We start from the raw sequence: 19951 nt of genomic DNA on the forward strand, positions 1-19951 counted from the left end.
AGATTTCATGGCATACCAACCCGATTCCCGGGCCGTCAAAGACTATCTGCTTGGTCTGCAGGAAACCATCTGCGACCGTCTCGGCGCTCTCGATGGCCAGGCCACGTTCCTGACCGATGCCTGGGATCGTCCCGAGGGGGGCGGGGGTATCAGCCGGGTCATTACTGACGGCCGGGTTTTCGAAAAGGGCGGTGTGAACTTTTCCCACGTGACCGGTGAGACCATGCCGGCGTCGGCGACGGCCCATCGCCCCCACCTGGCGGGCGCCCCGTGGCAGGCGATGGGCGTGTCCCTGGTGATTCATCCGCACAACCCCTACGTGCCGACGTCACACGCCAATGTCCGGTTCTTTGTCGCCACCCCGGAAGGCGCCGAGCCGGTTTACTGGTTCGGTGGCGGCTATGATCTGACGCCCTATTACGGTTTCGACGAGGACTGTGTCCACTGGCACCGGACCGCCAAGGGCGCGTGCGACCCCTTTGGTGAGGATACCTACCTCCGTTTCAAACAGTGGTGTGATGACTACTTTTACCTGAAACACCGGGATGAACCCCGTGGCATTGGTGGTCTGTTCTTCGATGACCACAATACCGGGGATTTCGATCGGGATTTCGCGTTCATGCGTTCGATCGGCGACAGCTACATCGAAGCCTACGAACCCATTGTCCGTCGTCGCATGGATGCTCCCTATGGTGACCGGCAACGGGAGTTTCAGCTCTATCGACGGGGTCGTTACGTGGAGTTCAATCTCGTCTACGACCGGGGAACGCTGTTCGGACTCCAGTCCGGAGGGCGCACCGAATCCATCCTGATGTCCCTGCCACCGCTGGTGCGCTGGGACTATAACCGCGTACCCGAACCGGGTACCGAAGAGGCTCGGCTGACGGAGTATTTCCTGACCGGTCGGGACTGGTTGGGAGAGCATCATGAGCAATGACCTGTATGCGGTGATCGGCCATCCGGTCAGTCACAGCAAATCGCCGCGCATTCACAGCCTGTTCGCCGAACAGACCGGGGAGTCCGTTGAATACACGGCCATCCAGGCGCCACTGGAGGATTTCGAAGGTACGGTCCGGCATTTCTTCGAACAGGGCGGCAGGGGCCTGAACGTGACAGTGCCCTTCAAGGAGCAGGCCTGGGCCCTGGCGTACAGGCGCACGGAACGTGCTGAAAAGGCCGGTGCGGCGAATACCCTGTTCCAGGATCAAGATGGCGCGCTTGTGGCCGATAATACAGATGGGTGCGGCATAGTCCGGGACCTGGTGAACAATCACGGCGTGGATCTGGCCGGCAAACGCATACTGGTACTCGGCGCGGGCGGTGCGGTCCGTGGGGTGCTGGGCCCGCTGCTGGCCGAGCATCCATCCGAGCTGGTGCTTGCCAACCGGACCCTGTCACGGGCCGAAACCCTGGCAGCGTTGTTTGCGCCGGAGGCGGATGAGACCCGGCTGACGGCGTGCGGGTTCGATCAACCGGACTCGCCGTTCGATGTGATCATCAACGGTACCAGCGCGAGCCTGAAGGGAGATCTTCCACCCCTGTCGCCAAATGTGATCGGTGACGGAACGGTGGTGTACGACATGATGTACTCTTTGCAGACGACCACGTTCAACCAGTGGGCCCTGGAACACGGGGCATCGCAGGTGTTCGATGGTCTGGGGATGCTGGTAGAACAGGCGGCCGAGTCATTCCGTGTCTGGCGTGGCGTGCTTCCCGGGACTGCCGCGGTCATCGAGACACTGCGGACCGACTGAGGTCCGGCAACCGGCTTCAGCCGATGTATTCTGATAAGGGGTGGCGATGGACATTCTGACGCTCGTAGGGTTGGTGGCGGGTATTCTGATCGTCATTCTGGCGATGTTGGCCAACGCCTCGCTGCTCACCTTTGTGAACCTCCCCGGACTGGCCATCGTGATCGGCGGCACGTTCGCCGTCACCCTCATCAAGTTTCGACTGCCCACGGTCATGAGTGCGTTCCGGCTGGCGTTTCGAGCCGCCTTCACCGATCGGGTGGCCCGCCCGACCGAGCTGATCCGTGAAGTGGGCCGTCTTGCTCATGTGGTCCGCAAGGAAGGCATTCTGGGGCTGGAGAGCCATCAAACCCGGGATGAATTCCTCCAGAAGGCGATCAATCTCTGCGTGGACGGACACCCGCCGGAACTGGTCGAAGAGGCCCTGGCCCAGGAAACCCAGCAAACCATGGAGCGATACGAAGTCGCCGAGAGAGTCTTCCGTGGCATTGGCGAATCCGCTCCCGCCCTGGGGATGCTCGGCACCCTGGTGGGGCTGGTACAGATGCTCAACACCCTTGATGACCCCTCCACCATCGGCCCGGCCATGGCCGTTGCCCTGCTGACCACCCTGTATGGTGCATTCATTGCCCAGATGGTGGCACTGCCGCTGGCGGACAAGCTCCAGCTCAAGGCGGAGGACGAGACCCGCAACCAGATCCTGATCACCACCTCCATGCGCAACATCATGCGCGGCGAGAATCCGAGAGTCATGACGGAATTGCTGTCGTCGTTCGTGACCCCGGAGCATCGCACCGGCCTGGCGCCGGAGCGGGAGGCCTGAGGTTTGGAAGTGCTCCGGCAGAAAAAAAAGATCCGCCTGAAGAACGAGACGCCGGGCTGGATTGTCACGTTTGCCGATCTGGCAACCCTGCTGCTTACCTTTTTCATCCTGTTGCTGTCTTTTGCCAAGATGGACGTGGACAAGTACCGCGCCATGGCCAATTCCATGGCCGTGGCCTTCGGTTCGAGCAATGTCCTGGCTGATGCCGTGGGCGGCTCGCCCATTACACCGGTGGAGTCGGATACCGTGTCCCTGCCGGAGCCCACCGATACGCTGCAGACCGAACCCCAGTTTATCGACGAGCGTGCCGGGGACGGCGCCGAGACCAAGATCCCCGGGGGCGTGATCGATCTGGCCAGCCGCCTGATCCAGGAACTCCAGCAGGAAGTGGCCTCCGACACGCTCAGTGTTAACTACGATCAGAGCCAGGTGGTCATCCGTTTCTCTGAAGAAGCAACCTTTCAGTCCGGGGAGGCGGACATCAAACCGGACATGATTCCGATCATCGACCGGGTGGTGGAAGTGCTCTCCGCCTGCAAGGGCGATGTGCTGGTGTCCGGTTACACCGATGATCGGCCCATCACCAGCAACCGCTACCGCTCCAACTGGGATCTCTCTGCCGCCCGGGCGGTCTCGGTGGTGCACGAACTCGTCATGAACCGGAAGATCCCGGCGGACCGGGTCATTGCCGCCGGTCGCGCCGAAACCAATCCGCTGGTGCCCAACGACAGTCCAGAAAACCGGGCGAAAAACCGTCGGGTTGAAATTGCCATCCGCAATCCGACGTGCAAGGGCTCGGCGCCCAAGGGATCCCTCCCGGTGGAGATCATGCCCTGAGCCTTATGCTCGGGTTGCAGATTCTCATTCGCAATTCATATAACTCCTGTTGTTTCAAATCCTTATACTGTGCGCATGAAACGGGTAACCGACGTTGCGAACAAACCTGAGGACAGTCGAGAGCGATTATGAGCGGACCGGATAAACCAAAAGTCATTGGTGAGGAATGGAGCGACGAGCGGGTTAAAAGTTTTCTCGCGATCGAACCCTATGATCGCAGCGTTAACGTGGATTTCGAGGTGTTGCTCAAAGCCTACCGGGCCATGCGCGCCGAGGACTTCGAGCGCTTTATCGGGTTCTTCGTTGAGGCCGGTCGTGATCTCAATGCACCCGACGAGTCCGGGCGAACACTCCTGGATCAGATTTCTGAACACCGTCGTGGCGGCGCCTACGCTGAGGCACTGGAGCGAGCGGGTGCCCAACGGACAGCAGCGGCCGGCTGACGCCGGCCCGCTGCCCTGCTTGCATCCTGCTCCGGCAGGCGCGGTTAATTCACTTCAACTTCGATTGCTTTCGGTTCCCTGGGTTCGGCCTTGTCGATGGTCAGGGTCAGCATGCCGTCCCTGAAATTGGCCTTGACCGAATTCTCGTCAACGTTGTCCGGCAAGGTGAACCGGCGCAGGAAGCTGCCGTAAAAGCGCTCAACCCGATGGACTTTCTTGTCCTTGGTTTCCTCTTCCTGCTTCCGCTCTCCCTGGATGGTCAGAACACCATCGTGCACCGTGACTTTGACATCGTCCCGGGACATCCCCGGCAGCTCGGCCTCAATGGTAAAGTTCTTGTCCGTCTCCTTGATGTCCACCGCCGGCGACCAGTCGCTGCGGTTGAACAGATCACGTCCCTCGCGCTCGCCGGCGCGGGTCAGTCCGAACATCCGGTTGTAACGGTTCATCAGGTCTTCGAATTCGTTAATCGGATTCCAGCGTGTCAGGTTGCTCATGGAAAGGTCCTCCTTTTCGCATTAAACGAATCTGAATCGACAGTTTCAGCTTCGTTCCCGGAACCACTTCCTACCGGTGGCGCCACCCGGACGGTACTCCGTGAACATCGGCTATTTCGGAATGTAGGACTGCCCGACCCGTTTTCAAGGAGGTGCCGATCAAAATTTGACCTGTATCAGCCTTTCTCCCCGGCCCGGTATTCGTCCTTCAGCCTGACGTAATTCGCCGCCGTGTAGGTGAAGAAGGTTCGCTCATTGTCCGTCAGTGCACGGGCCTGTTTACAGGGGGAACCGACGTAGAGGTATCCCGATTTCAGGGTCTTTCCGGGAGGCACCAGGCAGCCAGCGGCGACGATGACCTCGTCTTCGACCACGGCGCCGTCCATAATGATGCAGCCCATGCCCACCAGAACCCGGCTGCCGATGGTACAGCCATGCAACAGCGCCTTGTGACCGACTGTGACGTCGTCCCCCAGGGTCAGTGGGTGGCCGCCCGGGTTGAAGTCACTGGCGTGGGTGATGTGCAAAACGGAACCATCCTGGATACTGCACCGGTCACCGATCCGGATCCGGTGCATATCACCGCGCACGACCGTCATCGGCCAGATGGAACAATCGTCACCGGTTTGCACGTCTCCGATGACTACCGCGCTGGGGTCCACCCAACTCCGTTCGCCAAAATGTGGCGTAATACCCTTGTGAGCGCGTACATTCGTCATTACATATACCCTTGTTGGTTTACCCCTTGGATCGGGGGTGACTTTGGCGGACACACTTTCCAAAACTGTGCGGAGCCATGGATGGCGGAGCTCAAGCGCCACATGGACGTGCCTGAGCGTGTTTTGGAAAGTGTGTCCGCCAAAGGCGCCCTCACCCCAAGGTTGAGTTACTGAAGCTACCTGACAAACCTGAAGCTGAGAAGAGGACCTATGAACAACCCTTTGCTGACCGACGATCTGCTGCCGAAGTTCGACCATATCCGGACCGAGCACATGGAAACGGCCATTGACCAGATTCTCAGCGAGAACCGGATGAAAATCAGCCAGCTGGCGGAACAGGACGATCCCACCTGGGAGACCCTGGCGCAGCCGATGCAGGCGCTGGAAGACAAGCTGAGTAACGCCTGGTCGGTGATCTGCCACCTCAATGGCGTGATGAACAACGACGAGCTGCGGAAAGTTTACAAGAACTGCCTCGAGAAACTCACCGAGTACAGCACCGAGATCAGTCAGAATGAAACCCTGTGCAACGCCTACAAGAAGCTGGCGGCCCGGGATGATTTCAAGGATCTGAGTGAGGCCCAGCGGAAGTCCATCGACAACATCCTGAGAGATTTCCATCTCGGTGGTGTCGACCTGCCCGCCGACCAGAAAAAACAGTACGCCGAGTTGTCACGGGAGCTGGCGGAGCTGTCCAACAAGTTCAGCGACAATGTCCTGGATGCCACCCAGCACTGGTACAAACACATCACCGACGTGGACGAGCTGTCGGGGCTGCCGGAGACCGCCATCGAAGGGGCCAAACAGGCGGCGCGACAGAGGGAACTCGACGGTTACGTGATTACCCTGGATTTCCCGAGCTTTTTCCCGGTGATGACCTACTGCGACAACCGGGATCTGCGCCGGGAAGTCTACGAGGCGTTTGTCACCCGGGCTTCGGACCAGGGTCCGGATGCCGGCACCTGGGACAATACCCCGGTCATGGCCGAGATCCTCAAGCGCCGCCATGCGCTGGCGAAGCTGCTGGGCTTCAACAACTTTGCCGAACGCTCGCTCGCCACCAAGATGGCGCGCAGTGTCGACGAGGTCATGGAATTTCTCAACCAGCTGGCCGCCAAGTCCAAGCCGGTCGCTGAAAAGGAAATGGCGGAGCTGAAGGCCTTTGCCCGCGACGAACAGGGCATGGATGAGCTGCAGGCCTGGGACATTGGTTACTACAGCGAAAAATTGCGCCAGAAGCAGTACGACATATCTCCGGAAACCCTGCGTCCCTGGTTCCCGGTCAACAAGGTGGTGCCGGGGTTGTTCCGGGTCGCCGAGAAGCTCTTCGACGTCCAGATTGAGGAGCGGCCGGAAGTTGAAACCTGGCATGAGGATGCCACCGCCTATTGCATCAGCCGGGGGGGCGAGCCGGTCGCCTGGTTCTATCTCGATCTTTATGCCCGACAGGGCAAGCGTGGCGGTGCCTGGATGGCCGACTGCCGGGTCCGCTGGCGCAACCTTCGCGGCCAGCTCCAGTTGCCGGTGGCGTTCCTGACCTGTAACTTCACGCCGCCCGTCAACGGCAAGCCATCGCTACTGACCCACGACGAGGTGACCACGCTGTTCCACGAATTCGGCCACGGACTGCACCACATGCTGACCCAGGTGGATGTGCTGGACGTGTCCGGCATCAACGGCGTGGCCTGGGACGCGGTAGAACTGCCCAGCCAGTTCCTGGAAAACTGGTGCTGGAATCCGGAATCACTGGCGTTGATTGCCAGCCATCATGAAACCGGTGAACCGCTGCCGGAGGATCTTCTGCAGAAGCTGCTGGCGGCGAAAAACTTCCAGTCGGGCATGGGCATGGTCCGCCAGCTGGAATTTTCGCTCTTTGATTTCCGCCTGCATGCGGAATTCAGCGAAGAGGCACCGACCAACCCGCTGGACATGCACCGCAAGGTCCGGGACGAAATCGCCGTGGTGGAAGCCCCCGAGTTCAACCGCTTCCCCAACGCCTTCTCCCACATCTTCGCCGGAGGCTACGCCGCCGGGTATTACAGCTACAAGTGGGCGGAAGTGCTGGCGGCCGACGCCTTCTCGCTGTTCGAGGAAAACGGTATTTTCGATCCGGACACCGGCAAGGCCTTCCTCCATAACATTCTGGAGAAAGGCGGTTCCCGCGAGCCCATGGAGCTGTTCAAGGCATTCCGGGGCCGGGAGCCGCAGGTCGATGCCCTGTTGAGACAATCCGGCATCACGGACGAAGCCGCCTGAACCCATTGCAGTCGGCCGTCGTAGAGACGGCCGTGTACCTTATCGGGAGTTGAGTTATGGCGAGTCCGAAACGTTTTATCGCCGGCGCCGTCTGTCCCCGCTGTGCGGAGATGGACAAAATCATGATGTTCACCGATGACAACGACAAGCAGGTCCGCGAGTGCGTGGCCTGCGGCTTCACCGATGCCATGACCGAGGAACCGGATGCCGGGTCGCTGGAACTGGAGACCCGTGTGAACAAGCGCAGCAACGAAGACGATCACACGGTTCAGCAGGTGGTGTTCTTCAAGTCCGGGCAGGAGGATTGATCCTCCTTCTGGTAGCCTGACAGGTATGGGGGCTGCGAGGGAGCAGGGGGATGTTTTTCCCTTGGAAATGGAACTCGCTGCGCTCAGACATCCATTTCTGGCGGGAAAAAATCCCCCTACCCCCTCACGTCAAGACCACTCTGTTATCGCTTGAAAAACGTCTTCTACTCGCTGACCGATATCGTGCTGAAAGATGCTTTTCCGGACATATCCGTGATGTTTGAACGAGAGGGTGTGGGTACTCTTTTCTGCCGGGAAAAAGATGTCTGAGCGCAGCGAGTTATTTTTCCCAGAGGAAAGGAGTACCCGCGCCCTCTCAAGCCCCAAAGCCTGCAGGCTACGGGAAACGGGCGTACTCCAAAATTACAGCACCATCGCCGCCAACCACCCGAAGCCGAGCAATGGCAGGTTGTAGTGCAGGAAGGTCGGCACCACCGTATCCCAGATGTGGTTGTGTTGGCCGTCGACGTTCAGGCCCGCGGTTGGGCCCAGGGTGGAATCCGAGGCCGGGGAGCCGGCGTCGCCCAACGCACCGGCGGTGCCGACCAGAGCGACGATGGCCAGGGGGCTGAAACCCATCTGCAGCGCCAGCGGGACGTACAGGGCGGCAATGATCGGGATGGTCGAAAACGACGACCCGATGCCCATGGTGATCAGCAGGCCCACGGCGAGCATCAGGAACGCCGCCAGTGGCCTGTTGTCACCGATGGCGGCGACCGAGCCCTGGACCAGCGAGGCAATGTCGCCGGTCTCGCGCATCACCTCGGCAAACCCGTTGGCGGCAATCATGATGAAGCCGATCATGGCGAGCATTTTCATGCCTTCGGTGAACAGATCATCCGCTTCCTTCCACTTCACCACGCCTGACACGTTGAACAGCACGAAACCGGCCAGGGCACCGAGGATCATCGAGTCCAGCCAGAGCTGCACCACGAAGGCCGCGACGATGGCAACCAGCGCCATGATCAGGGTCCGCGGGCTGTAGGTGACGTTCACCCGCTCGGTCCGGGCAATGGCCTCCATGTCATAACGGCGTTCGCCCCGATAGCTGAAGAACACCGCAATGATCAGACCCACCAGCATGCCGAGAGCCGGAAGGGCCATGGCGCTCATGACATTGAGCCCATCGGTGGCAACGCCGTTGTTACTGATGTTCGCCAGCAGGATTTCATTCAGGTAGATGCCGCCGAAACCGACCGGCAGGAACATGTACGGGGTGATCAGGCCGAAGGTGAGAACGCAGGCCACCAGCCGTCGGTCCATCCTGAGCTTTGCCATCACGTACAACAGCGGCGGTACCACGAGGGGAATGAAGGCGATGTGGATCGGCAGGATGTTCTGGGAGGAGATGGCAATGGCTAGCAGAATGCCGATGATCACGAAACGGATGCCTGTTGCAGCCGCGCCGTCGTCCTGTTTGCCCACCAGCGCCAGGGCCTTGTCGGCCAGGGCATGGGCCAGGCCGGATTTGCCGATTGCGACGGCAAAGGCACCGAGGGTGGCATAGGACAGGGCAACGGTGGCGCCTCCGCCCAGGCCGTTATTGAAGGCATTGATGGTGGTTTCGAGGGACAGACCGGCAATCAGGCCGCCCGAGATGGCACCGATGATCAGGGCGACAACAACATGGATGCGGCACAGGCTCAGGACGAGCATGATCAGTACCGCGGCAACAACGGCATTCATGGCAAACTCCGGATAGGAATTGGGACAACCACCGGCCCCTTGTGAGGGTCGGCGCTACGAAAAGCGCGGTAATGTGCAGGAAATGACCGGTGGAGTCAAAGCGGGATTGCCGAAGGTGCGTGGAGGCTAGTCGTCCTGGCGGGCGAAGCGTGGGACCTGCTCTCCCGCCACCTCGACGGTCTCCCGGAACATGGCGAGAGGGCGCACCCACAGGCTGTGATCGCCGTACAGGCATCGATAGACGACAAGGGGCTCCTCGGTCTCACTGTGTCGGGCCGTACCGATCACCTCGTAATCCATGCCCTTGTAGTGTCGATAACGTCCCGGTTCGATGGTTGCTTTTCTGTCGGTCATCTTCGGTCTCTCGGGAAATGGTGCCGTTTACCCGGAAAGTCGCGGGGACTTGCGCGCATTGAGCGTCTAAACTGATATCAACACGGCAGGGATGCGCCAAGTTTCCACTCCGGGAATCAGAGTGTAGTTCAACAAACAGGGCCGGAAAACCGGAAACCGTTATGAGCCGCCTGCCAACCTTCGCGCTGGGAATCTGTTTGCTGGTTCTGTCCATGCTGTCCGCCGGACCGGCATGCGCGGCGCCGGTCGGTTTTTCCTGGATCGAGCTGCCCGGCGCCGACGATAGCCTGGTGCAGGTCCAAAGCCTGCCGGAGTCCCGGTGGCAAACGCTTGACGCCGGTCAGGTGCTCAACCGGGGATTCAGCAACGGGACCTTCTGGCTGCGGGTGCCGGTACCTCCCCAACCGGTGAACCGCGTGCTGGAAATTGGCTATCCCCTGCTGGACGACGTGTCGGTCTTCTGGGTCCGGAACGGACAGATGATCGAAAGCCATCGCACGGGTGACCGACGTCCCTTCAGCTCCCGCCCCATTTATCACCGGGATTTCGTGTTTCTCGTTCCCTCCAAAACCGAGCCGGTCACGGCCTACATCCGGGTGCGGACCCAGGGATCGGTGCAGGTTCCGGTCGCGGTGACGCCCTCGGCGCAGTTCCTGGCCCATGAACAGCTGTCCTATGGCTGGCAGATGACCTTCCTGGGGATTCTCACGGCCATGGTGATGTACAACCTGTTCCTGTTTGCCATTGTCCGGGACAGCACCTACCTGTGGTATGTGCTCGCCGTCATTGCCTCCGGACTCGTGCAACTGAATTTCCACGGGCTGGTGTTTCAGTGGCTCTGGCCGGACACGCCCATCCTGAACCGGTATTTCACGGTTCCGGCGGTGGGGCTGGCGTTGCTGTTTGCGACGGTCTTCACCTTGAAGTTCCTGTCGGTGGCACGTTACAGCCGGCCCAGTTACCGGTTTATGCAGGCGGTGGTGATCGGTTCCGGGCTGTCGGTGTTGTACGGGCTGTTCGGGCCCTACCAGAGCGGCATCGAACTGGTCAGTGTGCTGGCTGCGATCACCACACCCGCGGCCTGGTTGATTGGCCTGCTGGTGTGGCGCCGTGGCCAGGTTCTGGGCGGGTTCTACGTACTGGCATGGACGCCGTTGCTGGCCGGACATCTGGTCCTGGCGATCAGTAAGCTCGGCATCATGCCCCGAAGTGCGCTGACCGAACTGGCACCGCAGGCGGGGGTGGCCCTGGAGGTCATCCTGCTGTCTTTTGCCCTCGCCTATCGGATCAACCTGGAACGTCGCCGCACACAGGAAGCGCAGGATCGGGCCCTCGACATCCAGCGCCAGGCCAATCTGACCCTGGAGTCCCGGGTTCGGGAGCGAACCGAGGAACTGGAACAGGCCTATGAACAGATCAAATCAGTCAGCCTGACTGACGGCCTCACCCAGGTCGCCAACCGTCGTCGATTCGAGGAAAAGCTGCACGCCGAGTGGAAGCGGGCACATCGGCAAAAAGAAGCCCTGAGTCTCCTGTTGCTCGACATCGACCATTTCAAACGGGTCAACGACGAGCTTGGTCATCTGGTCGGGGACGATTGCCTGGTGACGTTCGGGGAAGTTCTGTCCGGCATTGTTCAGCGCTCGGGCGACCTGGTGGCTCGTTATGGCGGGGAGGAATTTGTGGTGCTGTTGCCGGCCACCTCGGAGGATGGCGCCGTCCAGGTGGCTGAACGCTTGCGTCAGGCCGTGGCCCGGACGGCTGTCCACACCCGGGAAGGGGTGCCGCCGGTCCACCTGACCACCAGCGTGGGCGTGGCAACCCTGTCGCCACGTCGGGACCTGGAGCCCCACGACCTGGTGCGCCACGCCGACGAGGCGCTGTATGCCGCCAAGGCGTCAGGCCGGAACCGGGTGATGATTTACCGGGACTCGGCAGCGGCACCCGCGCCCGACCTGTGAGCCGGGATCAGTTCTTCAGCTTGTAACGGCCCGGTCCCAGGAACACGACCGACAGTGCGGTCAGCAGGAAAAATCCCTGGAGTTCCAGTGCCCAGCCGCCACCCTGGCCAAGCGAGAGCAACTGGCCTGTGTGCACCAATGCGATGGCCACCAGCATGTTGAACACGATCAGCAGCGCACCGATCCGGGTCTGGTATCCCAGGATCACCATCAGTGGCGCCAACAGTTCGCCGATGAACACGCCGTAGGCCAGGACGGTCGGCAAGCCATGGGCTGCAAGCTGCCCTTCAATGAAGCCGACACCGTGCAACAGCTTGGCGATACCGTGGAACAGCATGAGTCCGCCGAGGGTCAGACGAAGAACGAGTTTTCCGAGATCGGCATTTTCCAGCAAAGGGTGTCTCCTGTCGGGATTGGATCATCAGCGGGAGAGCTTAACGGCTATCTCCGGGGACTCAAAGCCCCCTGATGCTCGGGTAAAGCGGGACAATGCGGGCGAGGAGCCGGTTTTGCGCAGACGTAGGCACCCCGTTTTTCTCCATGGCCAGGATCAGATCCTCAGCCACGGCATTGAACTGGGTATCGGTTATGGCCATGGCCTTGTGTACCTCACGCATGTTCCGACCGGTATAGGTGCAGGGCCCGCCGCTGAGTTGGCAGAGCTGGTCGGTCAGGTTCCGGTGAAACTGGACGACATCCACGCCCTTGAAGGCCTGGTTGATCCGGTCGTCCTCGACAATCCGGTACAACATGTCTTCGACAATGCTGGCAATCCCCTTGCGTTCGCCAAGCTGCTCGTAGAGGTCACTGCTGTTGTCGCTGGATGGCAGGTTCTGGCAGCCGCCAAGTGTCAGGAGAAGAACCATCAGCGGTCCGGTGGTCGACCGATAAAATGCGGAGAATTTGGTCATCAGAAGGTTCCTTGCAGTGACAGGTACAGGCCCTGTTGATCGGTCAGCGTGGCGATATCACCAAGGTTGACCAGTGCGGCCGTGACGGCAAGCCGGCGGTCCGGTACCCAGGCCACGAACAGGTCCCACCAGTCGCTTTCCCCGGCGAAGCCCAGGTTGTCGGGTTTTTGCCGGTATTCCATACCTACCAGCCACTTTCGGTCCAGGAACACGCCGGCACTGCCTTCGGCCATCACCTCGTAGCCATTCTGGCGGTCGCCGCCAAAACCGAGCAAACCACCCTGGTTGGCCCGAGTGGCGCGCGCCGTGGCATTGACCAGCAGGTTCCGGCCCATTATGGCGGCGAAGAACAGTTTGCTGGCACTGACATAGCCGTCAATACCATGGTCGTCACGCGCGCCGATCGCTGATGGCACCGTGAAGTCCCGTTGCCGCTTGTACTGGACGCCGGCAGACCATTGTCCCCAGCGACTGTATAATACGTCGCCGAACAGGCGGACCTTGGCACCGAAGATATCCTGATTCAGTTCATCCTGTTCCAGACCAAAACTGTCTTTCAGTGTGAACACCAGCGTGTCCAGGTCCAGAGTCTGCCGGGCCACCGTCAACTCGACGCGGTTGTGCCAGTTCAGGCCGGCCCCGATCACCGACAGAGTGTAGTCATCGACCCGGGCCTGGCTCATGGATACGGTGCCTCCCCATTCGGTATCGCTGGCATAGCTGCCCAGCAACGCCCAGGGCACCAGGCCGCCACCGGCACTGCCTTCGATAGTCGTGACACCGCCAGTGGCCCAGAGCCGGCTACCGATGTCGGCCAGTGCGGTGGTTGGAGCGAATAACCCGGCCATAAGCAGGATAAGCCATCTATACATCACGGGTTCTCCGTAGGTGTCTGTGTCAGTTCGTCGATACGTGTGGCGAGGTGCGCCGCCGTCTCCGCCAGGGCGTCCGCGGAAACCGGACGACTCAGGCCGAAACCCTGGCCCAGGTTGCAGCCCCATCGTCTCAGCAGGTGCCAGCTTGCCAGTTCCTCAATACCCTCAGCGACGACCTTCAGACCCAGGCCGTGAGCCATGTCGATGGTGGACCGCACGATCAGCTGATCCTGGGGCTCGGTGTCGAGGTCAAGGACGAAAGACTTGTCGATCTTCAGCTCCTGAACGGGCAGTTTTCGGAGCTGGGAAAGGGACGAGTAGCCAGTCCCGAAATCATCGACGGACAGGGTGACCCCGAGATCTCTCAGGCGGTTGAGTGTGGCCAGGGCTTTGTCGGGATCCTCCATGAGGGCGCTTTCAGTCACTTCGAGCGTAATCCGGTCCATGGGCTGGTGCCATTGCCCAAACGCTCGGGCAACATGATCCGACAGATCATTCCAGGTCAGGTCTTTGGCGGACAGGTTGACTGCAACGCCAACATCCAGGCCGGTGTTAGCCCAGCGTCGGGCGTCTCTGGAAACCTGTCGCAGAACGCAGGCCGTCAGTTCATTGATCTGACCGGATTGCTCGGCGAGGAAGATGAACTCTTCCGGAGAAACAAACCCGAGGGTCGGGTGAATCCACCGCACCAGTGCTTCAACCTGAATCAGTTTCCCGGAGCGCAGATCGAGTTTCGGCTGGTACTGCATCTGCAACTGATCGTCCCGGATGGCCTGATGCAGGTCGCCGATCAGTTGCAGCTTGCGAAGATGGTTTTCATCCAGGCCGGGACGATATCGAAGCACCGACTCGCCACCCTTATGAGCCCGATCAAAGGTCAGGTTGAGCCGGCGCCGGAACTCATTGATTGAGCCGGCATCGGCAGGAAGTTGCATGGCAACGGCGGTGGTCCGGATCGCAAAGGGTGTGTGGTCGATTTGCAGGGGCTGCTCGAAGCATTGGTGCAGCGCCTGGACCGCGTCATGGAGCATCGCCTCTGTTTCCAGTGGTGGCACCAGGGCCAGAAACTCGCGGCCGCCGGTTCGGGCGATCAGGTGGGCCGTCGGCAGGTGTTGCTTGAGGCGTTCCCCCGTGCTCTCCAGTACCCGGTCCCCCAGTTCCAGCCCCAGGGTATCGTTGATGTTCGACAGATCGTCCAGGCGAATGCCAAGCAGCGTACAGGCCCTGCGTTTCGCGAACACGTCAGCGACCGCCTCAAGGATGGCGGTGCGGTTCGCCAGCCCGGTGACCTCATCATGGGTGGCCGTGTACCGGATATGCGCTTCACGCTCCCGCAAGCGGGCGAGCATGTCCCGGAGAGCGTTTCTTAATTGTCGGAGCTCCCCGCTGGCAACGATACGCGGCGGCTCGGGCGTCTCGCCATCCCCGATGGCACGGGCATAATCGGCCAGCTGCAGGACCGGCCGACCAAGGAATCGGGCAAGGACCAGCGCCAGAAGGATGGCCAGCGCCAGACTGGCGAGAACCAGCAGGCCGGTTTCCACCGCGCGTTGATAATAGTTTTGCAGACTGGCTTCACGGCTGATGAGAAGTAACGCCTGGAGTTGCTCGTCATTTCCCGGCCCCAGATCGATGGTCCGGGTGAAGTAATGTGCATTGAAAGCGAGCCCGGGTGTTTCGACGGGGCCATCGTTCTGCAACGGTTTATCGAGGCTGGTAGCGAATGGAGGAAATGCCGGGGCATTCTTCGCGTGTACCCGAAACAGCACCCGGGTACCGCTCAGTTCGGCGATGATTCCGGCAAGCTCGTTATCCAGGCGGTAACCGGCGAGCAGCCAGGCTCGCAGACCGGGGGCCTGGACCGGGACCGCCAGCAGTTCATAGCCGACGTCGTCGAGAACAACCATCCAGCTGGCAAACCCCTTTTGCCTCGCTTCGGTCAGCAGTGCCTCCGGGGTGGTCGACAATGAATGGTTCAGGGTCGATGCCATCACCCTGCCCTGGTTGTCCAGCAGCAGCGCCAGATCCGCACCCGCCCTGGCGCTATGGTTTTCCAGGGCGCTGTCGAGCGTGGCGCTGTCCCGGCTGGCAACGGCAGAGAGGAATCCGAAATCCTTGACCACCACGTCCAGCCGGGACAGCTCCAGCGCCCGCCGTCGAGCCATGACTTCGGACGTCACCCGGGCACCGATGGTCAGTTGTTCCTGCGCCCGATCTTGCTCATCTTCGAACAGATACACCATCATCAGCGCGCCAATCACCAGGCTGATCAGTGCCGCCAGGGCAACCATGGCGGCGATCAGGCGACCGCGGAAGCCGATCTGCAAGCGGGGTGTCATTACAGCTCCCGGAAGCGTTGTTGAAGACGTTCGAGAGAGTCATCGCCCGTCGGTTCCGGTGTCAGGCGAATGTGCAGATTGGCGGGGTTGCCAAGGGTAATCTTCCGGATTTCCGGTTGGGTGTTGTCCGGGAGGCGTGGGTGCCAGAGTTTTATGGCGACGGTCTGGCCATCCATGTCCTCTGCCTCGGCGGACAGGGTGATCTGGCCGTTCTTATCGGTGCGACCGATATCGCTGGTGTTGGTGACGATCACAAACGCCTGCATGTGGTCGTGGATGTTGCAGCCGAGCTCAACAATGCCCGGTTTGTCGAACACCACCGGTGCTTCCGGCCGGCCTGCGTAGAGTTTGAGGTCGAAGGTCTTTGCGGGGGAAAACGAATACACGTGGTGTTGGGTGTTGTCCCGATTCGGAAAATCCACGGTCGAACCGACCGGAATAATCAGGATCTTTGGATGAAAACGGCGATCCTTCTGGTAGATTTCCGTGGTGACTGGCGGCACCGCCTCTTTCCCTGTCAGGGCCACCACGACTCCCGGAACCGGTCCATTATCATCCCGGACGGTAATCGGTATCTCGGCGGCAAGAGATGGGGCGGGCAGCGTCAGTAGCGCAAGCCAGAGGGCGATAGAGCGTCTCATAAAGATCCTGATACGGCTAGAGCAGGCCGGAACCCAGTGAAAAATGAATGTGGTTCCTGACCAGAAGGTTTTCCCAGTACTGGCGCATCCAGTTCCAGGCGGAATTGTTAAACAATTCCACGAACGGGTCCAGATTTAATTCGTAATAGTCCGGCGTGCCGGCGATCTGGAGGACTGTGACGGTGATGGCATCGTCCAGCTCGTTGGCGAAGGGTTCGCCGATGAGCTGGTGCACCAGGATATTCGCCCTTGTGGCCTCGATATCCACCAGGTCGCTGACCCGGGTGCAGCGGTTGTTTTCATACATCTCTTCCATCAGGCGATGGCAGAGGTAGGCTCGGATCAGCAGCCCGTCGAGGCCGTCGTAACGTACCAGCAGTATCGACGGCTGGGTGAAGTAGCGGGTGGCGGATGTGACAAACGGTTCGAACAGTTCAGCCTTGCCGGCTTCCCGTGCGCAGGCCTCGACGCATTCGATCAGCCGGGGCGCCATTTCAATGTACTCCACGGCAAACTGGAACAGCGACAGGGCCGGCTGATAGCCCTCAATAACCACCGAGGCAGGCAACGACGCGGCCTTCTCGCGCATCTGGCGAAGGAAGTTGCCGGTTCTCGCTTCCTTGCGTCGGGCCTGATCAATGATTTCAAGGACTGCCTGTGGTGTCATTTCAGGAGATGCCGATGTTTGAACGAATTGAGGTCGCAAGGCGCCTCCCGTTGTTCAGAGCAAGTCTGGGAGGGCAGTCAGCGTGGTCGTCGTTGACCACGGCCTGCCGTTTCTGAGTAGTGTAGCCGACATTCATTGATTTGCCGGTTTCGGACCGGTAAAAAGGCGTCGCAAAATGTTACAGATTGAACATCTCACCGGAGATTTTCGAACCACGTTCCCCGGGTTGTATGGCGCCAGAAAAGCCATCCCATACTGGCAGCCCGGGCCAGCATCAGGGCGATCAACGCAAACCAGAGTCCGTGATTGCCCCAACCTGTGGTGAGTGCCCAGGCCGGTAGAAACACACCGAGGGCCGAGAACAGCATCGTGTTCTGCATGTCCCGGGTTCGGGTGGCGCCGATGAAGACGCCGTCCAGGAGAAACCCCCACACAGCGGTGAACGGCAGCAGCCACAGCCACGGCAGGTAATGGCTGGCAGTGGCACGGACCGACTCGATTCCCGTCAGCAGTCCGATCAGGTGTCGGCCCCCCAGGACAAAGATCACCGTGAGCAGCAGCGCCCCCCACAGTGACCAGCGCAGTGCACTGATGAACACCTGTCGGAACCGGCGTCGGCTGCCCCGCCCGATGGCCTCGCCGATCAGTGCCTCGGCGGCATTGGCAAAGCCATCCAGGGCGTTGGAAATGACCAGCAAGAAGGTAATCAGGACGGCGTTGGCGGCGAGGATGATGTCACCCTGCCGGGCTCCCTGGGCGGTGAAAAAGGCCAGGACCAGAAGCAGGGCGATGGTACGGACCATGATGTACCGGTTCACTTTCAGGATCGCCAGGTAGTCGGATACTCGGCCAAACAGGGCCCGGTCCAGTCGTCGGCCGGCGGGCAGCCGGCTGAGCACGATGGCAGCGCCGATGATGGCGGCGCCGTATTCCGCGCAGATGGTGGCAATGGCCACGCCGCGGCTGTTCCAGCCCAGGCCGGTGACAAACAGAACGTCCAGCAGGATGTTCAGGCCGTTGGCGACGATCAGCATGATCATCGGGCCGCGGGGCATCTGCATCCCGATCAGCCAGCCCACAAGGGTGTACTGGCAGAGCACGGCCGGAGCGCTCCAGATCCGGATGGATGCGTATTCCCCGGCCAGTATCCTGACTTCATGCCCGGGATTCATCAGGGTAAGCCCGAGCTGGATCAACGGACCATGGCCGAGAATCAGCAATAACCCGATACCGGTCGACAACATGACCGAACGAAGCAGCAAGGCGGTCTGGGCAAAGGCGTCCCGTTTGCCCCGGGCCTGGGCCGCCAGGCCGGTGGTGCCCATACGCATGAACCCGAAGGTCCAGTACAGGATCGTGAACAGGTTGGCGCCCACCGCCACCGCGCCCAGGTACTCCGGCCGGTCCAGGTGGCCGAGGACGGCCGTGTCCACCAAGCCGAGCAGGGGTACGGTCAGGTTGGTGAGCATGAGTGGCCACGCGAGCGCCCAGAGACGGCGGTCGGTGACAGACAGGCGGAGCGGCATATTATTAAAAATTATTAAGGTTCCCGGGTTAGCAGTTTTAGGTTTAGGTGATTTTTTAGTCTTTTTTTGATCCGTGTCTATACTCGAATTTGAAGTATCTGAAAGCAGGCTTCCGGCCTGATCTTGGCGACCCCGGCCCATAGCCGGCGCCGTCGAGTCAGCCGGGAAACGCAAAATCCAACAAGAATAACAACCTGTGGAGACACAGTATGCGCGTGCACGCTAAGCGGGCAGGTGCCCTGTTGGGTGGACTGATGTTCCCGGCCTGGTCCCAGGCGGACTGGACCCTGAACATGCGCCCGGGGGTGACCGGCATCAGTAACGATATCTTCAGCCTCCACATGACCATTCTGTGGATCTGCGTCGCTATCGGCGTTGTGGTGTTCGGCGTCATGTTCTGGTCGATCTTTGCGCACCGCAAATCCCAGGGACACAAGGCGTCCAATTTCCACGAGAACACGGTGGTCGAGATTCTCTGGACCATCATACCGTTTGTGATCCTCGTGATCATGGCCATTCCGGCGACCGCCACCCTGATTAACATGTACGACACCACCGAGTCGGACGTGAATATACGGATCACCGGTTACCAGTGGAAATGGCAATACCAGTATGTCGATGACAACTTTGGCTATTTTTCGAATCTCGCCACGCCACCCGACCAGATCAGCAACCGCGAGGACAAGGGCGAACACTATCTGCTGGAAGTGGATAACCCGCTGATTGTCCCCGTGGGCAAGAAGATACGTTTTCTCGTGACCTCCAACGACGTCATCCACTCCTGGTGGGTGCCCGAATTCGGCGTAAAGAAAGACGCCATTCCCGGCTATATCAATGAAACCTGGGCGAAAGTGGATGAGCCCGGAATCTATCGGGGCCAGTGTACGGAGCTGTGCGGCAAGAACCACGGCTTCATGCCCATCGTGGTCAAAGCCGTACCCCAGCCGGAGTACGCGGCCTGGGTCAGCGATCAGAAGGCCGCCGCCGAGAAGGAGCGGGAACTGACCCAGAAAGACTGGACCATGGAGGAACTGGTGGCCCGGGGTGAAAAGGTTTATCAGACAACCTGTGCGGCCTGCCACCAGCCCGATGGCTCGGGCTCACCGCCGGCGTTCCCCGCCCTCATTGGCAGCCCGGTCGCGACCGGCGAACTGGCAGGGCATATCGATGTGGTTTTCAACGGTCGGGCGGGTACCGCCATGCAGGCCTTCGGAAAACAGTTGAGTGAGGTCGACCTGGCGGCGGTCATCACCTACGAGCGCAACGCCTGGGGCAACAACATGGGCGATATGGTCACACCGAAGCAAATACTGGACTACAAGAAACAGCAGCAGTAATCGACGTCAGATAACAACGA

General features: G+C 60.4%; 20 protein-coding genes. 9 read left to right on the forward strand and 11 right to left on the reverse strand.

Annotated elements, in window-relative coordinates:
• Positions 1-7: 7 nt before the first annotated feature.
• From hemF to MSNKSG1_RS14815, 5 genes are all read left to right on the forward strand, one after another.
• Positions 8-937 carry an oxygen-dependent coproporphyrinogen oxidase gene (hemF, locus tag MSNKSG1_RS14795; protein ID WP_008940097.1) on the forward strand — a complete coding sequence of 310 codons (930 nt, stop codon included), beginning with the start codon at positions 8-10 and terminating at the stop codon, positions 935-937.
• Positions 927-1754, forward strand: coding sequence for a shikimate dehydrogenase (gene aroE / locus MSNKSG1_RS14800; protein WP_008940098.1), 828 nt, complete (start codon positions 927-929; stop codon positions 1752-1754). Before hemF ends, aroE begins: the two co-directional genes overlap by 11 nt.
• 46 nt (positions 1755-1800) lie before the next feature.
• Entirely contained in the window at positions 1801-2574 is a 774-nt protein-coding gene (locus tag MSNKSG1_RS14805; protein WP_008940099.1) for a motility protein A, read from the forward strand.
• A 3-nt stretch (positions 2575-2577) separates the two neighbouring features.
• Entirely contained in the window at positions 2578-3411 is an 834-nt protein-coding gene (tssL, locus tag MSNKSG1_RS14810; protein WP_008940100.1) for a type VI secretion system protein TssL, long form, read from the forward strand.
• Between the two features lie 128 nt (positions 3412-3539).
• Positions 3540-3854, forward strand: coding sequence for a PA4642 family protein (locus MSNKSG1_RS14815; RefSeq protein ID WP_008940101.1), 315 nt, complete (start codon positions 3540-3542; stop codon positions 3852-3854).
• 44 nt (positions 3855-3898) lie between these two features.
• Here MSNKSG1_RS14815 and MSNKSG1_RS14820 read toward each other — a convergent pair whose 3' ends face one another.
• Both MSNKSG1_RS14820 and MSNKSG1_RS14825 read right to left on the reverse strand, forming a co-directional pair.
• Positions 3899-4351 carry an Hsp20/alpha crystallin family protein gene (locus MSNKSG1_RS14820; RefSeq protein ID WP_008940102.1) on the reverse strand — a complete coding sequence of 151 codons (453 nt, stop codon included), beginning with the start codon at positions 4349-4351 and terminating at the stop codon, positions 3899-3901.
• Positions 4352-4527: 176 nt separating this feature from the next.
• The gene (locus MSNKSG1_RS14825; protein ID WP_040886964.1) at positions 4528-5070 is read right to left on the reverse strand and encodes a gamma carbonic anhydrase family protein; all 543 of its coding nucleotides are present in this window, start codon (positions 5068-5070) and stop codon (positions 4528-4530) included.
• 210 nt (positions 5071-5280) lie between these two features.
• Here MSNKSG1_RS14825 and prlC point away from each other — a divergent pair, with 210 nt between their 5' ends.
• Together prlC and MSNKSG1_RS14835 are read left to right on the forward strand one after the other, a co-directional pair.
• Positions 5281-7326, forward strand: coding sequence for an oligopeptidase A (gene prlC, locus MSNKSG1_RS14830; RefSeq protein WP_008940104.1), 2046 nt, complete (start codon positions 5281-5283; stop codon positions 7324-7326).
• A 56-nt stretch (positions 7327-7382) separates the two neighbouring features.
• Positions 7383-7634 (forward strand): YheV family putative zinc ribbon protein, encoded by a 252-nt coding sequence (locus MSNKSG1_RS14835; protein WP_008940105.1) that lies wholly within the window; start codon positions 7383-7385, stop codon positions 7632-7634.
• A 363-nt stretch (positions 7635-7997) separates the two neighbouring features.
• Here MSNKSG1_RS14835 and MSNKSG1_RS14840 read toward each other — a convergent pair whose 3' ends face one another.
• Together MSNKSG1_RS14840 and MSNKSG1_RS14845 are read right to left on the reverse strand one after the other, a co-directional pair.
• Positions 7998-9320 carry a Na+/H+ antiporter family protein gene (locus tag MSNKSG1_RS14840; RefSeq protein WP_008940106.1) on the reverse strand — a complete coding sequence of 441 codons (1323 nt, stop codon included), beginning with the start codon at positions 9318-9320 and terminating at the stop codon, positions 7998-8000.
• 126 nt (positions 9321-9446) lie between these two features.
• Positions 9447-9674, reverse strand: coding sequence for a DUF1653 domain-containing protein (locus MSNKSG1_RS14845; RefSeq protein WP_008940107.1), 228 nt, complete (start codon positions 9672-9674; stop codon positions 9447-9449).
• Positions 9675-9835: 161 nt separating this feature from the next.
• Between MSNKSG1_RS14845 and MSNKSG1_RS14850 the strand changes: the two genes are divergently transcribed.
• Positions 9836-11635 (forward strand): sensor domain-containing diguanylate cyclase, encoded by a 1800-nt coding sequence (locus MSNKSG1_RS14850; RefSeq protein WP_008940108.1) that lies wholly within the window; start codon positions 9836-9838, stop codon positions 11633-11635.
• 7 nt (positions 11636-11642) lie between these two features.
• Here the strand turns inward: MSNKSG1_RS14850 and MSNKSG1_RS14855 are convergent, their stop codons facing one another.
• The 7 genes from MSNKSG1_RS14855 to MSNKSG1_RS14885 form a co-directional block, all read right to left on the reverse strand.
• The gene (locus tag MSNKSG1_RS14855) at positions 11643-12029 is read right to left on the reverse strand and encodes a DoxX family protein (RefSeq protein ID WP_008940109.1); all 387 of its coding nucleotides are present in this window, start codon (positions 12027-12029) and stop codon (positions 11643-11645) included.
• 61 nt (positions 12030-12090) lie between these two features.
• Positions 12091-12546 (reverse strand): group I truncated hemoglobin, encoded by a 456-nt coding sequence (locus MSNKSG1_RS14860; protein ID WP_008940110.1) that lies wholly within the window; start codon positions 12544-12546, stop codon positions 12091-12093.
• Entirely contained in the window at positions 12546-13418 is an 873-nt protein-coding gene (locus MSNKSG1_RS14865; protein WP_008940111.1) for a DUF3034 family protein, read from the reverse strand. The genes MSNKSG1_RS14860 and MSNKSG1_RS14865 overlap by 1 nt, the downstream gene beginning before the upstream one ends.
• Positions 13418-15760, reverse strand: coding sequence for a putative bifunctional diguanylate cyclase/phosphodiesterase (locus tag MSNKSG1_RS14870; protein WP_008940112.1), 2343 nt, complete (start codon positions 15758-15760; stop codon positions 13418-13420). Before MSNKSG1_RS14870 ends, MSNKSG1_RS14865 begins: the two co-directional genes overlap by 1 nt.
• On the reverse strand, positions 15760-16401 hold the full coding sequence (locus MSNKSG1_RS14875; RefSeq protein WP_008940113.1) for a methylamine utilization protein: 642 nt from the start codon (positions 16399-16401) through the stop codon (positions 15760-15762). The genes MSNKSG1_RS14870 and MSNKSG1_RS14875 overlap by 1 nt, the downstream gene beginning before the upstream one ends.
• A 16-nt stretch (positions 16402-16417) precedes the next feature.
• Complete coding sequence (locus tag MSNKSG1_RS14880) at positions 16418-17068, reverse strand: hypothetical protein (RefSeq protein WP_008940114.1); 651 nt, start codon at positions 17066-17068, stop codon at positions 16418-16420.
• A gap of 194 nt (positions 17069-17262) precedes the next feature.
• The gene (locus MSNKSG1_RS14885) at positions 17263-18594 is read right to left on the reverse strand and encodes an MATE family efflux transporter (protein WP_008940115.1); all 1332 of its coding nucleotides are present in this window, start codon (positions 18592-18594) and stop codon (positions 17263-17265) included.
• 209 nt (positions 18595-18803) lie between these two features.
• On the opposite strand from MSNKSG1_RS14885, the gene coxB reads away from it, so the two are divergent.
• Positions 18804-19931: a cytochrome c oxidase subunit II gene (gene coxB, locus MSNKSG1_RS14890; protein WP_008940116.1), complete on the forward strand. Its 1128-nt coding sequence runs from the start codon at positions 18804-18806 to the stop codon at positions 19929-19931.
• The last annotated feature ends 20 nt before the right edge of the window (positions 19932-19951 follow it).

The organism is Marinobacter santoriniensis NKSG1 (assembly GCF_000347775.1).
In the GTDB taxonomy this organism is placed as follows: domain Bacteria; phylum Pseudomonadota; class Gammaproteobacteria; order Pseudomonadales; family Oleiphilaceae; genus Marinobacter; species Marinobacter santoriniensis.

What these genes read in the sequence shown, in the direction of transcription:
- hemF (WP_008940097.1), top strand. Translation starts at nt 8, where the DNA reads ATGGCATACCAACCCGATTCCCGGGCCGTCAAAGACTATCTGCTTGGT.
- MSNKSG1_RS14875 (WP_008940113.1), bottom strand. Translation starts at nt 16,401, where the DNA reads ATGAGACGCTCTATCGCCCTCTGGCTTGCGCTACTGACGCTGCCCGCC.
- MSNKSG1_RS14850 (WP_008940108.1), top strand. Translation starts at nt 9,836, where the DNA reads ATGAGCCGCCTGCCAACCTTCGCGCTGGGAATCTGTTTGCTGGTTCTG.
- MSNKSG1_RS14845 (WP_008940107.1), bottom strand. Translation starts at nt 9,674, where the DNA reads ATGACCGACAGAAAAGCAACCATCGAACCGGGACGTTATCGACACTAC.
- MSNKSG1_RS14880 (WP_008940114.1), bottom strand. Translation starts at nt 17,068, where the DNA reads ATGACACCACAGGCAGTCCTTGAAATCATTGATCAGGCCCGACGCAAG.
- MSNKSG1_RS14865 (WP_008940111.1), bottom strand. Translation starts at nt 13,418, where the DNA reads ATGTATAGATGGCTTATCCTGCTTATGGCCGGGTTATTCGCTCCAACC.
- MSNKSG1_RS14860 (WP_008940110.1), bottom strand. Translation starts at nt 12,546, where the DNA reads ATGACCAAATTCTCCGCATTTTATCGGTCGACCACCGGACCGCTGATG.
- MSNKSG1_RS14870 (WP_008940112.1), bottom strand. Translation starts at nt 15,760, where the DNA reads ATGACACCCCGCTTGCAGATCGGCTTCCGCGGTCGCCTGATCGCCGCC.
- prlC (WP_008940104.1), top strand. Translation starts at nt 5,281, where the DNA reads ATGAACAACCCTTTGCTGACCGACGATCTGCTGCCGAAGTTCGACCAT.
- aroE (WP_008940098.1), top strand. Translation starts at nt 927, where the DNA reads ATGAGCAATGACCTGTATGCGGTGATCGGCCATCCGGTCAGTCACAGC.
- MSNKSG1_RS14840 (WP_008940106.1), bottom strand. Translation starts at nt 9,320, where the DNA reads ATGAATGCCGTTGTTGCCGCGGTACTGATCATGCTCGTCCTGAGCCTG.
- MSNKSG1_RS14805 (WP_008940099.1), top strand. Translation starts at nt 1,801, where the DNA reads ATGGACATTCTGACGCTCGTAGGGTTGGTGGCGGGTATTCTGATCGTC.
- MSNKSG1_RS14825 (WP_040886964.1), bottom strand. Translation starts at nt 5,070, where the DNA reads ATGACGAATGTACGCGCTCACAAGGGTATTACGCCACATTTTGGCGAA.
- coxB (WP_008940116.1), top strand. Translation starts at nt 18,804, where the DNA reads ATGCGCGTGCACGCTAAGCGGGCAGGTGCCCTGTTGGGTGGACTGATG.
- MSNKSG1_RS14835 (WP_008940105.1), top strand. Translation starts at nt 7,383, where the DNA reads ATGGCGAGTCCGAAACGTTTTATCGCCGGCGCCGTCTGTCCCCGCTGT.
- MSNKSG1_RS14820 (WP_008940102.1), bottom strand. Translation starts at nt 4,351, where the DNA reads ATGAGCAACCTGACACGCTGGAATCCGATTAACGAATTCGAAGACCTG.
- MSNKSG1_RS14885 (WP_008940115.1), bottom strand. Translation starts at nt 18,594, where the DNA reads ATGCCGCTCCGCCTGTCTGTCACCGACCGCCGTCTCTGGGCGCTCGCG.
- MSNKSG1_RS14815 (WP_008940101.1), top strand. Translation starts at nt 3,540, where the DNA reads ATGAGCGGACCGGATAAACCAAAAGTCATTGGTGAGGAATGGAGCGAC.